This is a genomic window from Klebsiella sp. V115_8, from assembly GCF_029967715.1.
GTDB lineage: Bacteria > Pseudomonadota > Gammaproteobacteria > Enterobacterales > Enterobacteriaceae > Klebsiella > Klebsiella quasipneumoniae.
Genome location: NZ_JASCAR010000024.1, coordinates 16,823 through 32,925 on the forward strand (window position 1 = coordinate 16,823; position 16,103 = coordinate 32,925).

Below are 16,103 nucleotides of genomic sequence, written 5' to 3' on the forward strand. Positions count from 1 at the left end.
GCGGACAGAATTTCCTTCTGTCCGCCTCAGGACTTCTCTTTTCCCTCTTTTTTCGTCAGGATAGGCGTAACTGTTACAACATTACATTTATCCTGGAGAAAAGAGTGACCAGAACCAATTTGATCACCGGCTTTCTCGGCAGCGGTAAGACGACCTCGATTCTTCATCTGCTGGCGCAGAAGCCTGCGGATGAAAAATGGGCCGTACTGGTTAACGAGTTTGGCGAAGTCGGGATAGACGGCGCCCTGCTGGCCGACAGCGGCGCCCTGCTCAAGGAGATCCCCGGCGGCTGCATGTGCTGTGTCAATGGCCTGCCGATGCAGGTCGGGCTGAATACCCTGCTGCGCCAGGGGAAACCCGATCGTCTGTTGATTGAGCCCACCGGACTTGGCCATCCAAAGCAGATCCTCGATATCCTCACCGCGGCGGTGTATGAACCCTGGATCGATCTGCGCGCGACCCTGTGCATCCTCGATCCGCGTCAGCTACTGGACGAGAAAGCGGTCAACAACGACAACTTTCGCGACCAGCTGGCGGCGGCGGATATCATCGTGGCCAATAAAAGCGATCGGGAAACGCCCGAAAGCGCTCAGGCGTTTGTCGACTGGTGGCAACGCTGGGGTGGCGATCGCCGCCAGGTGTCGGCGACCCAGGGTAATATCGACCTGGCCCTGCTTGATGAACCGCGACGCAACACCGCCCCGCTGCCGGCGAGCGCGGAGCACGCCCACCGCCATCCCCCCACAGCCGGTCTCGCCGCCCTTAGTCTGGCGGAACACCAGCGCTGGCGCCGCCACCTTAACAGCGGCCAGGGCTATCAGGCCTGCGGCTGGATCTTCGACGCGGAAACGGTCTTTGACACCATCGCCCTGCTGGAGTGGGCCCGGCTAGCGCCGGTGGCGCGCGTCAAAGGTGTGCTGCGCATTGCCGAAGGGGCGGTGCGGATCAACCGCCAGGGCGAGGATCTGCATATCGAGACCCTTAGCGTCGCCCCGCCCGATAGCCGCATCGAGCTTATCTCCGCCCATGAAGCCGACTGGAACGCGCTCCAGACCTCATTGTTGAGGCTTCGTTTAAGTTAAGGCGGCTAAGGTTGCCGCCGACTGTCACAAAATCGCAATGGCTATGATGAAAAACCGAATTCCTTTAATCCTGCTGCTTAACATCGCGGGTGTGGCGCTATTTTGCTCCTGGTATCTGCCAGCCAACCACGGCGCGTGGGCGCCGGTAGACGCCGCGATCTTCCATTTCTTTAACCATGGCGTCAGCGTCAGCCGCGCTTACGCCTGGCTGCTGGCGATCATCAACAATCGCGCCTTCGACGCCTGCTCGCTGCTGGCGATGGGTTGCCTGATGCTCAGCTACTGGCTCAAGGCGCCGGCGGCAGGCCGTCGTCAGATCGCTATTATGGGCGTGGTAATGCTGCTGGCGGCGGTGATCATCAACCAGCTGGCGCAGCACCTGATGCCGGTTCAGCGCGCCAGTCCGTCGCTGTTTTTCAGCGATGTCACCCGCGTCAGCGACGTCGTTAACTTCCCCACTAAGGATGCTTCCAAGGACAGCTTCCCCGGCGATCATGGGATGATGCTGCTGATCTTCGCGAGCTTTATGTGGCGCTATTTTGGTCGCCGCGCGCTGGCCGTGGCGCTGGTGATATTTGTGGTCTTTGCTTTCCCGCGGGTGATGATTGGCGCCCACTGGTTCAGCGATATTGCCGTCGGCTCTCTGACCGCCGTGCTGATTGGCGCGCCCTGGGTATTGATGACGCCGCTGAGCGATAAACTGATCGCCTTTTTCGATCGCTACTTACCCGGCGGAATATCGGCCAAATAAAGCCGCGGGCCGCCGCCAGGGGCATTATCTATAAGGGGACCTTTTGGGTCCCTTTTTTCAATTGTCCTTTTTTTCAACATCACGTTCATCTTCTTGTCACATTAATCCCGTGACAAATGAAGGAATTGTCTGTTTTTTGCCCGCAATTGCCGCAATTTTGTCCTTTCCCGATGATTCACTTTTTGTCACCAAAATACTTATAAGAAATCGCGCAAAACCGCTCGCCATGCGGCGTTTGATAGGGTAATCTCGTTCTCGTTTTGCCTTTTCCGCAACATTAATTCAGGCCCTGAATAAAATTGTGCGTGACTGCACAAATTTAAGCTTAAGGAATTGTCTCATTGCGGATGGGTATTTAGGCTCTAACACGTTTGGCATTTTTTATAACGACATTGTCGTTAAGGACAACAAGGGAAAATAAACAGCATGGTCAAATCTCAGCCGATTTTGAGATACATCTTGCGGGTAGCCCCCGCGATTGCAGTAGCGGTTCTGCTTTCCGCGTGTAGTTCAACAAGTACCGCCAGGAATATGCATTCTGAGACGCATGCTGTGGGTAGTGGCGATTTATCATCACTGCAAGCCTCTCAGGATGAATTTGAAACGATGGTCCGTAACCTGGACGTGAAGTCCCGTTTAATGGATCAGTATGCCAGCTGGAAAGGCGTGCGTTACCGCCTCGGCGGCAGCACTCGCAAAGGTATCGACTGCTCGGCGTTCGTGCAGCGCACCTTCCGCGAACAATTTGGTCTGGAACTGCCGCGTTCAACTTCTGAACAGCAGGAAACCGGAAAATCGATTTCCCGTACCCAGCTGCGTACTGGCGATCTGGTTCTGTTCCGCGCCGGCTCTACCGGCCGCCATGTCGGGATCTACCTCGGCAACAACCAGTTTGTTCACGCCTCTACCAGCAGCGGAGTGACCATCTCCAGCATGGATGAGCCATACTGGAAAAAGCGCTACAACGAAGCGCGTCGAGTCCTGAGCCGCTCGTAAACTGTCCTCTACCGCCGCCGGTTATCCCTTGGCTGGAAGCGGGATAAAAAAACACTGCCCCGGCAGTGTTTTTTTTTGCCACCTGATTCTGAACGACGCAAAATAAGCTATGTCTTTTAAGTGGGAATGAGAAAAACGACGACTGACAACCCGTTGCTGCGCATCAATAACACGGAAAGACTATAGCTATGCTGACTCGCTACTTTTCGCCCCAGCGTAAAACCTGGCTAACCAGCCTGTGCGTGGGCATTATCGTCGCGCTACTGGCTGGCAGCATTCAGTTTATGGTGATTTACCATAACCGGGCCGAGCGTTTCGACGCCATTATCAACAATGTTAATACCTATCTGAAAAGCTATTTTCACGACCTGCGCCAGACCATTGACGGCCTGCAGCCGCTGGTGGAGCAGCCCTGCGAGAATATTGACTCCGGGCTCACCTCCCACGCCGCGTTCAGCCCTAACGTCCGCGCTTTCCTGCTGGTCAAAAACGGCGTGGCCTTTTGCTCCTCGGCAACCGGCGCCATGAATACCCCCCTCACCCAGCTGATCCCGGCCATTGATATCCGCAAACCCCTTGATATGGCGATTTTGCCAGGCACGCCGATGATGCCGAAGAGCGCGGCGCTGGCGCTATGGGTAGGCAAACCCGGTGATGAAAACAGCGGCATTTTCGTGTCGATTAACGCCAATCTCACGCCGTATATCCTCTATTCCGCACGGCAGAATGATTTCAGCGGTATTGCGCTGGTCATCGGCCACACCGCTATCTCCACCTTCAGTAACCGGCTGGTGGATCCGCAAACGCTGCATAACGTGCCGATCCGCGAAGTGCAGATCGACGGTTTCCCCCTCAAGGTCTACCTGTATGCCAACAGCTGGCTGGCGGAAAATACGCAGTTTGCTCTGCTGCTCGGGGTGGTGTGCGGCCTACTGGCGGGGCTGCTCTGCTATTACGTGCTGTCGATCAAATCCGATCCGCGAAAATCCATTCTGCTGGGGATCAAAAACAACCAGTTCTACGTCGTCTATCAGCCGGTGGTGAATGCCCAGACTCTGCGTATCAGCGGCGTGGAGGTCCTGATGCGCTGGCGCCATCCGGTGGTAGGCGAAATTCCGCCTGACGTCTTTATTAACCTCGCGGAAACCCAGCAGATGATCGTGCCGCTGACCGATCACCTGCTGGCGCTGATCGCCCGCGACGCGCCGGCGCTGAAGCGTATTCTGCCGCACGGCGTCAAGCTGGGGCTCAATATTTCCCCCGCCCATCTTCAGGCCGACAGCTTCCGCGACGATATGCTGCGCTTCGCCGCCGCGCTGCCCGCCGGCCATTTTCACGTGGTGCTGGAGGTCACAGAGCGGGCGATGATTGACAAAGAAAAATCGGTCGCTAACTTCGCCTGGCTGCACCAGCACGGTTTTGAAATCGCGATCGATGATTTTGGCACCGGGCATAGCGCGTTGATCTATCTCGAACGCTATAACTTCGATTATCTGAAGATCGATCGCGGCTTTGTGCAGGCGATCGGCACCGAAACCGTCACCTCGCCAGTGCTGGATGCGGTGCTGACCCTCAGCCGCCGGCTGAAATTGATGACCGTTGCCGAAGGGGTGGAGACCCAGGAGCAGGCGGAGTGGCTCCGCGCTCAGGGAGTGCATTTCCTGCAGGGGTACTGGATCAGCCGGCCGCTGTCGCTGGCGGCGCTGGTGGCCGCGCACGATGAACCCGCGAATTATTTCACAACGCGTTAAGTCTCACTTATGATGCGGGAACAGAAGTCGGCCACGGGGGCCGGCTATGACAGGGTATTCTGCCGCCTATGTATGCGCGACTTTTTCTGCTTCTGCTTGCTCTGTTTAGCCTGAGCGCTAAAGCGCAATCCATTCAGGAAAGCGTCGCCTTCGCGATTATCGGCGAACCCAAATACGCCGCCGGTTTCAGCCATTTTGATTATGTTAATCCACAGGCGCCGAAAGGCGGCACCCTCACCCTGGCGGCGATCGGCACCTTTGATAACTTCAACCGCTACGCGCTGCGCGGCAATCCCGCGGTACGCACTGAGGCGCTCTACGATCCCCTGTTCACCACCTCGGATGATGAGCCCGGCAGCTACTATCCGCTGATTGCCGAGCGGGCGCGCTACGCCGGGGACTATTCATGGATGGAGATCGCCCTCAACCCGCGCGCCCGTTTTCACGACGGCACGCCGATCACCGCCCGCGATGTCGCTTTTACCTTCAATAAGTTTATGACCGAAGGGGTGCCGCAGTTCCGCCTCTTTTATAAAGGCACCACCGTGAAGGCCATCGCGCCGTTGACCGTGCGTATCGACCTCGGCCAGCCCGGTAAAGAGAACATGCTGAGCCTGCTGAGCCTGCCGGTGATGCCCGAGGCGTTCTGGCGTCATCACAAACTCAGCGACCCGCTGTCAAAGCCGCCGCTGGCCAGCGGGCCCTACCGCATCAGCGCCTGGCGGATGGGACAGTATATTACCTATTCCCGGGTCGCCGACTACTGGGCGGCCGACCTGCCGGTCAACCGCGGTCGCTGGAACTTCGATACGCTGCGCTATGACTATTATCTTGACGACAACGTCGCTTTCGAAGCCTTTAAAGCCGGGGCCGTCGACCGCCGGGAAGAGACGGTCGCCAAAAACTGGGCCACCCGCTACGTCGGCCGCAACTTCAGCCGCGGCTACATCATTAAAGAGGAGTATGCCAACACCTCGGCGCAGGATACCCAGTGGCTGGCGTTCAATATTCAGCGCCCGGTATTCGCCGATCGCCGGGTGCGGGAGGCCATTACCCTGGCGTTTGATTTTGAATGGATGAACAAGGCGCTGTTTTACAGCGCGTATCAGCGCGCCAACAGCTATTTCCAGAACACCGAATATGCCGCCCGCAGCCTGCCCGACGCGGCCGAGCTGGCCCTGCTGACGCCGATGAAAAACGAACTGCCCCCCGAGCTCTTCAGCCAGGTGTACCAGCCGCCGGTCTCCCGCGGCGATGGCTTCGACCGCGCCAACTTACTCCAAGCCGACGCCCTGCTTAACGCGGCGGGCTGGACGGTGAAGAACCAGCGCCGGGTTAACGCCGCCACCGGCAAGCCGCTGCGCTTTGAACTGCTGATGCCGGCCGGAAGCAATGACCGCTGGGTGCTGCCGTTTCAGCACAACCTGCAGCGCCTGGGGATCGTCATGGATATTCGTCAGGTGGATAACTCGCAGTACAGCAACCGCCGCCGCAGCCGCGATTACGACATGATGCCGAGCCTGTGGCGCGCCATGCCCTGGCCGGGGACTGACCTGCAAATCTCCTGGGCGTCGGACTATATTCACTCCAGCTACAACGCGCCGGGGGTGCAAAGTCCGGTGGTGGATAAACTGATTGCGCAGATCCTGCAGTGGCAGGGTAATAAGCAGAAGCTGATCCCGCTTGGCCGGGCGCTGGACCGCGTCCTCACCTGGAACCACTACATGTTGCCGATGTGGTATATGGCGCAGGACCGCACCGCGTGGTGGAATAAATTCTCGTTCCCCCAAACCCGCCCCATTTATTCGTCCGGCCTTGATACCTGGTGGTATGACGCGAACAAAGCGGCCACCCTCCCCGCGGACAGACGCTAAGGACATACCATGGGCAGCTACCTGATCCGCCGTTTGCTGTTAGTGATCCCCACCCTGTGGGCCATCATTACCATTAACTTTTTTATTGTACAGATCGCTCCCGGCGGCCCGGTCGACCAGGCCATCGCCGCCATCGAATTTGGTCAGCACGGCGGAATGCCAGGCGCCGGCGACGGCGGGATGGGCGCCAGCCATGCCCGTACCGGCGCCGGCAATATCAGCGAGGGTCACTATCGCGGGGGGCGCGGCCTCGATCCGGAAGTCATCGCCGAGATCACCCACCGCTACGGCTTCGACAAACCGCTGCACGAGCGCTACCTGAAGATGCTGGGCGATTATCTGCGCTTTGATTTTGGCGACAGCCTGTTTCGCAGCGCCTCCGTGCTGCAGCTGATTAAAGACAGCCTGCCGGTCTCGGTGAGCCTCGGGCTGTGGAGCACGCTGATCATCTATCTGGTCTCCATTCCGCTGGGTATCCGCAAAGCCGTCAGCAACGGCAGCCGCTTTGACATCTGGAGCAGTACGCTGATTATCATTGGCTATGCGATCCCCGCCTTTCTGTTCGCCATCCTGCTGATCGTGATTTTCGCCGGCGGCAGCTATTTCGACCTCTTCCCGCTGCGCGGTCTGGTCTCGCCAAACTTCGACACCCTCCCGTGGTATGAAAAGATCCTCGACTATCTGTGGCACATCACCCTGCCGGTGCTGGCGACGGTGATCGGCGGCTTTGCCGCCCTGACCATGCTGACTAAAAACAGCTTCCTTGACGAGATCCGCAAACAGTATGTGGTCACCGCCCGCGCCAAAGGCGTCGGTGAGAAACAGATCCTCTGGGGACATGTGTTCCGCAACGCCATGCTGCTGGTGATCGCCGGTTTCCCGGCCACCTTTATCAGTATGTTCTTTACCGGCTCGCTGCTGATCGAAGTGATGTTCTCCCTGAATGGTCTGGGGCTGCTGGGCTATGAAGCGACGGTCTCCCGCGACTATCCGGTGATGTTCGGCACGCTCTATATTTTCACCCTGATCGGCCTGCTGCTGAATATCGTCAGCGATATCAGCTATACGCTGGTCGACCCGCGTATTGATTTTGAGGGCCGCTAATGTCGTTCTTCAGTCCCGTTAATCAGGCCCGCTGGGCGCGCTTTCGCCACAACCGTCGCGGTTACTGGTCGCTGTGGCTGTTTTTAATCCTCTTCCTCTGCAGCCTGGGGGCTGAGCTGCTGGCCAACGATCGGCCGCTGCTGGTGCAGTACCGGGGCCAGCTGTACGTCCCGGTGTTAAAAAACTATACCGAGCAGACCTTCGGCGGCGCATTCGCCACCGCCGCCGACTATCAGGATCCCTGGCTGCAGCAGCAGCTGGCCAGCCACGGCTGGGCGCTTTGGCCGCCGGTGCGCTTCGGCGCGACGACGATCAATTTTGCCAGCACGGTTCCTTTTCCATCGCCGCCCTCGGCCAGCAACTGGCTCGGCACCGACGCCAACGGCGGCGATGTGCTGGCGCGGATCCTTTATGGGACGCGCATCTCGGTACTGTTTGGTCTGCTGCTGACGCTGTTCTCCAGCGTGCTGGGGGTGCTGGCCGGTGCGATACAAGGTTATTACGGCGGTAAAATCGACCTCTGGGGGCAGCGTTTTATCGAAGTCTGGTCCGGTATGCCGACGCTGTTTCTGATCATCCTGCTCTCCAGCGTCGTGCAGCCGGGCTTCTGGTGGCTGCTGGCGATCACCGTCCTGTTTGGCTGGATGACGCTGGTGGGCGTGGTGCGCGCTGAATTTCTCCGCACCCGCAACTACGACTATATCCGGGCGGCGCAGGCGTTAGGGGTCAGCGACCGGCAGATCATCCTGCGGCATATGCTGCCCAACGCGATGGTGGCGACCCTCACCTTCCTGCCTTTTATTCTCTGCAGCTCTATTACCACCCTGACGTCGCTGGATTTTCTCGGCTTCGGCCTGCCGCTCGGCTCGCCCTCCCTCGGCGAGCTGCTCCTGCAGGGCAAAAACAACCTGCAGGCGCCCTGGCTGGGCATTGCCGCGTTTCTCTCTGTCGCCGTGCTGCTGACGCTGCTGATTTTCATCGGTGAAGCGGTGCGCGACGCCTTTGACCCCAGTAAGGCGGTGTAATATGACCCACCCGCTGTTAGCTATCGACAATCTCTCTATCGCCTTTCGCCAGCAGGGGGAGACGCAGACCGTCGTGCATAATCTGTCGCTCGAGGTGGCGGCCGGCGAAACGCTGGCCCTGGTGGGGGAATCCGGCTCCGGTAAGAGCATCTCCGCCCTGTCGGTGCTGCGGCTGCTCCCTACCCCGCCGGCCAGCTACCCCAGCGGCGATATCCGTTTTCATGGCCAGTCGCTGCTGCATGCGGATGAGGCGACCCTGCGCGGCGTGCGCGGCAACCGGATCGCGATGATCTTTCAGGAGCCGATGGTGTCGCTCAATCCCCTCCATACCCTGGAAAAACAGCTCTACGAGGTGCTGTCGTTACACCGGGGAATGCGCAAAGAGGCGGCGCGCGGAGAGATCCTCGACTGCCTGGAGCGCGTCGGGATCCGTCAGGCGCCGCGGCGGCTGGCGGACTATCCGCACCAGCTCTCGGGCGGCGAGCGCCAGCGGGTGATGATCGCCATGGCGCTGCTGACGCGCCCGGAGCTGTTGATTGCCGACGAGCCGACCACCGCCCTCGATGTGTCAGTGCAGGCGCAAATTCTGCAGCTGCTGCGCGAGCTAAAGCGGGAGCTGAACATGGGGTTGCTGTTTATCACCCATAACCTGAGCATCGTCCGCCAGCTGGCTGACCGGGTGGCGGTGATGCAGAACGGCCGCTGCGTGGAGCACAATCACTGTCGGGCGCTGTTTAGCGCGCCGGCCCATCCTTACACCCAACGCCTGCTGGATAGCGAACCGGACGGCGAGCCGGTGCCGCTGGCCGCCGATGCCCCGGTGCTGCTGCAGGCGGAGGCGTTACAGGTGGCGTTCCCCATTCGCCGGGGGATCCTGCGTCGGGTGGTCGATCACCATCGGGTGGTCAATGATCTCCATTTCCAGCTACGGGCCGGCGAGACGCTGGGTCTGGTGGGAGAATCGGGTTCCGGCAAAAGCACGACCGGTCTGGCGCTGCTGCGCCTGATCCCCTCCGAGGGCAAGATAACCTTTGCCGGCCAGCCGATTCAGGGACGCGGTCGCCGACAGCTGCTGCCGCTGCGCCGACAGATGCAGGTGGTTTTTCAGGATCCGAACTCGTCGCTCAATCCGCGCCTGACGGCGCAGCAGATCATTGAGGAGGGCCTGCGCGTCCACCAGCCGACGCTGACGGCGGCTGAACGCGAACAGGCGGTGATCCTTGCCATGCAGGAGGTCGGCCTCGACCCGGCCAGCCGCCAGCGCTACCCGGCGGCTTTCTCCGGCGGCCAGCGCCAGCGTATCGCCATCGCCAGAGCGTTAATCGTCAAGCCGCAGCTGATCGTCCTCGACGAGCCGACTTCCTCGCTGGATAAAACCGTTCAGGCGCAGATCCTGAATCTGCTGAAAGCGTTACAGCTGAAGCATCAGCTGGCCTATATTTTTATCAGCCATGATTTAGGCGTGGTGCGCGCGCTGTGTCACCAAGTGATGGTGCTGCGGCAGGGAGTGGTGGTCGAACAGGGCGAGTGCCAGTCCGTCTTCAGCGCGCCCCGGCATGAGTATACCCGCCAGCTGCTGGCGCTAAGCTGACGGTCAGAAAGGGTTATTGCCGGAAAAGGGCTCGGCGATCGCCACGCCAAAGTTTTTCAGACGACAGGTGGCGGCAAACTCATCCTGCAGATTAACGAACAGGCAGGGCTCGCCTTCGCACTCAAGAACGGAACAGTCGACTTCGATGTCGCTTAACGCCTGGCTGAGCTTATGCATCACCGGCCAGGCTTTTTCACCGTCCGGACTCAGCAACTTCAGGGCGACGAGACTGTTTTCGTTCTGCGCGCCGTTTTGCGGAATCGGTTCAACTCTGGAACCCGCAAAACCGGCCAGCCAGCGATAGCTCTGCGGCAGACGGTGTACGATAGAGAGTTGTTGTGTATTCACGTGGTTTCCCCGGAAGCAAAAGGCTTCACAATAAATTTACATCAATATTAACACACTGTTGACAAATAGTCCTGCTCAGACGCAGAAAACGTTTACAGCCGCGGCGGCCCAGGGTTAAGCGCTTATATTCCAGCGTGTTATTTTTTAACCCGGCAAGCCGATTGGCGCTATATGTACCCGTTTCTGTGATCCAAAACAACTTTTTTATCGCAACAATGCGACTTTTTACACTAATTGATTTTACATAAAGGAAACAAATCGCAGAACCCTGAAGCCCATTGCGGTTGACGTGCATCAAGAAAGGGGCGATTTCGCCCCTGAAAATGTGACCTAGCGTGCGATTTTTCGCCGGCGGGAAGCGTAAAGGGAGAAGAAAATAGAGCTGGTGGCGCAGAAGGCGATGGAGATCAGCATCGGCCAGGCGGTGGTAAAGGTGGCCATCGACAGCAGCGCGCCGATAATCGCCCCGATACCAAAGCGGAAAGTCCCCGCCAGCGACGAAGCGGTGCCCGCCATATGCGGAAACTCATCGAGGATCACCGCCATCGCGTTCGACGACACCATCGATACGCAGCCAACGAAGGCCGCCACGCCGATGACCAGCGACCAGAAGCCGACGTCGAGCAGCGCGCAAACCACCATCCACACCGCCATGGCAAACTGGATCCACAGCCCGGCGCGGAACATGCGCAACGCCCCTACCCGCCGCACAAACCGGCTGTTGAACATGGTCATCAGGAACAGAAAGACAATGTTCAGCGCAAAATAGTAGCCAAAGTGCTGAGGCGCGACGTGGTTAATATTGATATAGACGAAAGGCCCGGCGCTAAGGAAAGAGAACATGCCCGCGAAGCTGAAGCCGCTCGCCAGCATATAGCTCAGGACCCGCTTATGGCGGAACAGGGTGGCAAAGTTACCCATCGTGGTGCGCAGGTGGAACGGCTGACGCCTTTCAGCCGGCAGCGTTTCGCGGATAAACAGGCCGATCATCAGCGACGCCAGCAGGGCCGCCAGGGCGAGGATCCAGAAGATGGCATGCCAGCTGAACCAGACCAGCACCGCCCCGCCGACCATCGGCGCCACCAGCGGCGCAATGGTCGTCACCAGCATGACAAACGACATCATCCGCGAAAACTCATCTTTCGGATAGATATCGCGCATCAGGGCGTTGATCACCACGCTGGCCGCCGCGGCCGCCAGACCGTGGAAGAAGCGCATGGCGATCAGCATCTCGATGGTCTGCGACAGGGCGCAGGCCACCGCCGCCGCGGCGAAGACCAGCGTTCCGCCGAGGATCACCGGCTTGCGGCCGAGGCTGTCGGCCATCGGACCGTACAGCAGCTGCCCCAGCGCAAAGCCGAGGATATAGGTGCTGAGGGTCATCTGCGCGCTGCCGTCCGGCACGTGGTACTGGGCAGCGATCACCGGCAGGGCCGGAAGATACATATCGATCGACAGCGGCATCAGCATGGCCAGCAGGCCAAGGATAAAGACAATCCCCAGAGACGAATTTTGCTTCAGCGTCACGTTTTGCTCCGTGGCTGCGGGGCGCCCACGCTGGCGATTTCCGCTTCCGTCAGCGGACGATATTCACCCGGCGCCAGAGACTCATCCAGCAGGATGTCGCCGATGCGTTCCCGATGCAGGCCAACCACGTGGTTGCCCACGGCGGCGAACATGCGTTTCACCTGATGGTAGCGGCCTTCGCTAATGGTGAGGCGCACTTCGGTCGGAGTGATAACTTCCAGCACCGCCGGTTTGGTGAGATCTTTTTCGTTATGCAGCTGGACGCCTGTGGCAAACAGCTCCGCGGTCCCTTCCGCCAGCGGGCTTTCCAGCGCCACCAGATAGGTTTTTTCACAGTGGTGTCGCGGCGAGGTAATGCGGTGCGACCATTGGCCGTCATCGGTCATCAGCACCAGTCCGGTGGTGTCGATATCCAGCCGACCGGCGGCATGCAGCTTATGCGCCACCGGCTCGTCGAGGAAATAGAGGATAGTCGGATGATCGGGATCGTCGGTGGAACAGACGTACCCCTGCGGCTTGTTGAGCATAAAATAGCGCGGGCCGTTCTGCTGGGTCAGCGTGTTCCCGTCATACTCCACCTCGTGCTCCGGCTGAAGCTTAAAGGAAGCATCTTTTACAATGTCGCCGTCCACGGTAACGCGGCTGCCGCGGATTTCACGCCCGGCAATAGCCCGGCTGACGCCAAGCTGCTGAGCGATAAACTTATCAAGTCGCATGAGATTTTTTTAGCCTGTCAAAGTGCTGGAGCGGGCAAATCGCCCGAAAAAGAAGAAATTCACTGGCTAGTATAACGGGCTCTTAACACCACTCAAGGGAAAAGATTCATGGCATACTATTCGCGAGTTAATTAGCCCCGTGAATTCATGACTTTTACATTACGTCCCTACCAACAAGAAGCCGTCGATGCCACCCTCGCCTGGTTTCGTCGCCATACCGAGCCGGCGGCGATTGTCCTGCCCACCGGCGCGGGCAAAAGCCTGGTGATCGCCGAGCTTGCCCGACTGGCCCGCGGCCGCGTGCTGGTGCTGGCCCACGTCAAAGAGCTGGTGGCGCAGAATCATGCTAAATACTGCGCCCTTGGCCTCGAGGCGGATATCTTTGCCGCCGGACTGCAGCGTAAAGAGAGCCACGGCAAAGTGGTGTTCGGCAGCGTGCAGTCGGTGGCGCGCAATCTGGCGCAATTTCGCAGCGAGTTTTCGCTGCTGATCGTCGATGAATGCCACCGCATCAGCGATGATGACGACAGCCAGTATCAGCAGATCATCAGCCACCTGCGGCAGGTCAACCCGCAGCTCCGGCTGCTCGGCCTGACGGCGACCCCGTTCCGCCTCGGCAAGGGGTGGATCTATCAGTTCCACTACCACGGGATGGTGCGTGGCGATGAAAAAGCCCTGTTCCGCGACTGCATCTATGAGCTGCCGCTGCGCTATATGATTAAGCACGGCTACCTGACGCCGCCGGAACGCCTCGATATGCCGGTGGTACAGTACGATTTCAGCCGCCTGCAGGCGCAAAGCAACGGCCTGTTCAGCGAAGCCGATCTTAACCATGAGCTGAAAAAACAGCAGCGTATCACCCCACATATCGTCAGCCAGATCGTGGAGTTCGCCGAAAGCCGCAAAGGGGTGATGATCTTCGCCGCCACCGTGGAGCACGCCCGGGAAGTGACCGGCCTGCTACCGGCAGGCCAGGCGGCGCTGATCACCGGGGAAACCCCGGGTCCGGAACGGGATCGCATCATCGAGGCGTTTAAAGCGCAGGAGTATCGCTATCTGGTGAACGTCGCGGTGCTGACCACCGGCTTCGACGCCCCGCACGTCGACCTGATCGCCATCCTCCGCCCCACCGAGTCGGTGAGTCTTTACCAACAGATCGTTGGCCGCGGCCTGCGCCTGGCGCCGGGAAAAACCGACTGCCTGATCCTCGACTACGCCGGCAACCCGCACGACCTGTACGCCCCGGAAGTGGGAACGCCGAAGGGTAAAAGCGACAACGTGCCGGTGCAGGTCTTCTGCCCGGCCTGCGGCTTCGCCAATACCTTCTGGGGCAAAACCACCGCCGACGGCACCTTGATTGAACACTTTGGCCGCCGCTGCCAGGGGTGGTTCGAAGATGACGACGGCCACCGCGAACAGTGCGACTTCCGCTTTCGCTTCAAAAACTGTCCGCAGTGCAACGCGGAAAACGATATCGCCGCCCGCCGCTGCAGGGAGTGCGACACCATTCTGGTTGACCCGGACGATATGCTGAAGGCGGCGCTGAAGCTGAAGGACGCGCTGGTGCTACGCTGCAGCGGCATGGCCCTGCAGCACGGCGGCGACGAGAAAGGCCCGTGGCTGAAAATCACCTACTACGATGAAGACGGCGCCGACGTCAGTGAGCGCTTCCGTCTGCAGACGCCCGCCCAGCGCACCGCCTTCGAACAACTATTTATTCGCCCGCATACCCGCACCCCCGGGGTGCCGCTGCGCTGGATAACGCCGGCGGATATCGTGGCCCAGCAGGCGCTGCTGCGCCATCCGGACTTTGTCGTCGCCCGCATGAAAGGCCAGTACTGGCAGGTGCGGGAAAAAGTGTTCGATTATCAGGGGCGTTTTCGCCGCGCCAACGAGCTGCGTTAATCACCCGAAAGCTGAGGTTTTGATTGCCCGGGTGTCGTTTGGCGGCTATAATGCCGCCCGCTTTTGCATTCGCAAAGCAGATAATCCGCCTGTTGCTGGGTCGCCTGTAGCAGGCTTTATATATAGAGAGACATCAATGTTTACTATCAACGCAGAAGTACGTAAAGAGCAGGGTAAGGGTGCGAGCCGCCGCCTGCGCGCAGCTAACAAGTTCCCGGCAATCATCTACGGTGGCGAAGCTGCTCCGGTTGCTATCGAACTGGACCACGACAAAGTATGGAACATGCAGGGCAAAGCTGAGTTTTACGGCGAAGTTCTGACCGTCGTGGTTGATGGCAAAGAAGAAAAAGTCAAAGTTCAGGCTGTTCAGCGCCACGCGTTCAAGCCGAAACTGACTCACATCGACTTCGTTCGCGCGTAATCGCCGATAGCAAGTTGAATGGCAAGCGCCCCGGGGTCTTCGGCTCCGGGGCGTTTTGTTATCCGCGCCGCCAAAGCGCCGGCGCCTCGTGCACGATGTCGCTCAGCAGCCGGTGCTTATTCATTCCGGGCAGCCAGAGCATCACCATGGTGACGTTCAGTCCCTGACTGCCGACCTCCGTCGCGATTTCACCGACTCCCCGCCACTCGCCTGGCCGCAAATGGTCCGGTAAAAACCCCCAGCCCCTCCCCTGCTCCATCGCATGGCGCAGCAGGGTAATTTCGTTCATATACAGCGTATGGCCGGAGATCTGCAGCCGGCGGGCAATCTGATCGTCGCTGCGCCGGTGCATCACCAGCTGCGGCGTCAACGACAGATTCAGCAGCGTCAGCGGCCGCGCGGCATCCCGGAACAGGCGGTCCGCCGCGTAGAAACGCAGATCCACGGTGCCGAGCGCCCGCCACTCCATTTCGCTGCCCAGCGTGCGGTTGTTGGCCTGGCACATCGCCATATCCGCCACGCCATCGCTCAGCGCCTGCTCGGCTTCGCGCCGTGAGGCGCTCCAGCAGCTTAACCGGATCTGCCGCCGGGCCAGCGTATCGGCCAGCGCGCAGAGAAAATCACGTGGGATAAAGGGATCGTACACCAGACGCAGCGCCTGCCCGGCGGTTTGCGGCAGCGTTTGCGCAAAAGACTCGAAAGCCTGCGCCTGGCGCAACAGCAGATGCGCCTGACGAAAAAGCTGCTCCCCTTCGGCGGTTAAGGTCAGGGTACGCCCTTCCCGGCTGAACAGCCGATAGCCCAGCGCATCTTCCAGATAGTCCAGCAGATCGCGCAGCGTGGTTCGGTCTTTACCTAACCGAATAGCCGCCCGCGACAGGCTGCCGGTCTCGGCGATGGTGGCGAATGCTTCAATCTGCGCGAAAGAATACTGCAGGGTTTTCATCCTTCTCTCCCTTGCGGGGGAAAATCCCCCCTTTGCTGATTTTAGCCGCCGCGCGCCGATTTATAT

The 16,103-nt window shown here is 59.5% G+C and carries 14 protein-coding genes; 10 read left to right on the forward strand and 4 right to left on the reverse strand.

Annotation, left to right across the window (positions count from 1 at the left end; genetic code table 11):
• The first annotated feature begins 104 nt into the window (after positions 1-104).
• From QLG03_RS08800 to yejF, 8 genes are all read left to right on the forward strand, one after another.
• Complete coding sequence (locus QLG03_RS08800; RefSeq protein ID WP_023290457.1) at positions 105-1,082, forward strand: GTP-binding protein; 978 nt, start codon at positions 105-107, stop codon at positions 1,080-1,082.
• A 37-nt stretch (positions 1,083-1,119) separates the two neighbouring features.
• Positions 1,120-1,833: a phosphatase PAP2 family protein gene (locus QLG03_RS08805; RefSeq protein ID WP_075206790.1), complete on the forward strand. Its 714-nt coding sequence runs from the start codon at positions 1,120-1,122 to the stop codon at positions 1,831-1,833.
• Positions 1,834-2,259: 426 nt separating this feature from the next.
• Entirely contained in the window at positions 2,260-2,829 is a 570-nt protein-coding gene (mepS, locus tag QLG03_RS08810; RefSeq protein ID WP_004201653.1) for a bifunctional murein DD-endopeptidase/murein LD-carboxypeptidase, read from the forward strand.
• Between the two features lie 188 nt (positions 2,830-3,017).
• Positions 3,018-4,580: a cyclic di-GMP phosphodiesterase gene (locus QLG03_RS08815; RefSeq protein ID WP_023290460.1), complete on the forward strand. Its 1,563-nt coding sequence runs from the start codon at positions 3,018-3,020 to the stop codon at positions 4,578-4,580.
• Positions 4,581-4,648: 68 nt separating this feature from the next.
• Entirely contained in the window at positions 4,649-6,454 is a 1,806-nt protein-coding gene (locus tag QLG03_RS08820; RefSeq protein WP_032453536.1) for an extracellular solute-binding protein, read from the forward strand.
• A gap of 9 nt (positions 6,455-6,463) precedes the next feature.
• A complete protein-coding gene (locus tag QLG03_RS08825; RefSeq protein WP_004201658.1) occupies positions 6,464-7,558 on the forward strand; it encodes a microcin C ABC transporter permease YejB in 1,095 nt (364 codons plus the stop codon).
• A complete protein-coding gene (locus QLG03_RS08830; protein ID WP_023290463.1) occupies positions 7,558-8,583 on the forward strand; it encodes a microcin C ABC transporter permease in 1,026 nt (341 codons plus the stop codon). Before QLG03_RS08825 ends, QLG03_RS08830 begins: the two co-directional genes overlap by 1 nt.
• Position 8,584: 1 nt before the next feature.
• Positions 8,585-10,174, forward strand: a complete 1,590-nt coding sequence (yejF, locus tag QLG03_RS08835; protein ID WP_032453538.1) for a microcin C ABC transporter ATP-binding protein YejF — start codon at positions 8,585-8,587, stop codon at positions 10,172-10,174.
• Positions 10,175-10,177: 3 nt separating this feature from the next.
• Here the strand turns inward: yejF and QLG03_RS08840 are convergent, their stop codons facing one another.
• The 3 genes from QLG03_RS08840 to rsuA all read right to left on the reverse strand — a co-directional run bounded on the left by QLG03_RS08840 (position 10,178) and on the right by rsuA (position 12,765).
• Complete coding sequence (locus QLG03_RS08840; RefSeq protein WP_002912974.1) at positions 10,178-10,522, reverse strand: YejG family protein; 345 nt, start codon at positions 10,520-10,522, stop codon at positions 10,178-10,180.
• A gap of 330 nt (positions 10,523-10,852) precedes the next feature.
• Positions 10,853-12,049 (reverse strand): Bcr/CflA family multidrug efflux MFS transporter, encoded by a 1,197-nt coding sequence (locus QLG03_RS08845; protein WP_023290465.1) that lies wholly within the window; start codon positions 12,047-12,049, stop codon positions 10,853-10,855.
• Positions 12,046-12,765, reverse strand: coding sequence for a 16S rRNA pseudouridine(516) synthase RsuA (rsuA, locus tag QLG03_RS08850; RefSeq protein ID WP_117136813.1), 720 nt, complete (start codon positions 12,763-12,765; stop codon positions 12,046-12,048). Before rsuA ends, QLG03_RS08845 begins: the two co-directional genes overlap by 4 nt.
• Positions 12,766-12,912: 147 nt before the next feature.
• Here rsuA and QLG03_RS08855 point away from each other — a divergent pair, with 147 nt between their 5' ends.
• Positions 12,913-14,670 (forward strand): DEAD/DEAH box helicase, encoded by a 1,758-nt coding sequence (locus QLG03_RS08855; protein WP_255989040.1) that lies wholly within the window; start codon positions 12,913-12,915, stop codon positions 14,668-14,670.
• Positions 14,671-14,806: 136 nt separating this feature from the next.
• Positions 14,807-15,091 carry a 50S ribosomal protein L25 gene (gene rplY, locus QLG03_RS08860; protein WP_044524232.1) on the forward strand — a complete coding sequence of 95 codons (285 nt, stop codon included), beginning with the start codon at positions 14,807-14,809 and terminating at the stop codon, positions 15,089-15,091.
• Positions 15,092-15,149: 58 nt separating this feature from the next.
• Here the strand turns inward: rplY and QLG03_RS08865 are convergent, their stop codons facing one another.
• Positions 15,150-16,037 carry a LysR family transcriptional regulator gene (locus QLG03_RS08865; RefSeq protein ID WP_087827413.1) on the reverse strand — a complete coding sequence of 296 codons (888 nt, stop codon included), beginning with the start codon at positions 16,035-16,037 and terminating at the stop codon, positions 15,150-15,152.
• Between the last annotated feature and the right edge of the window lie 66 nt (positions 16,038-16,103).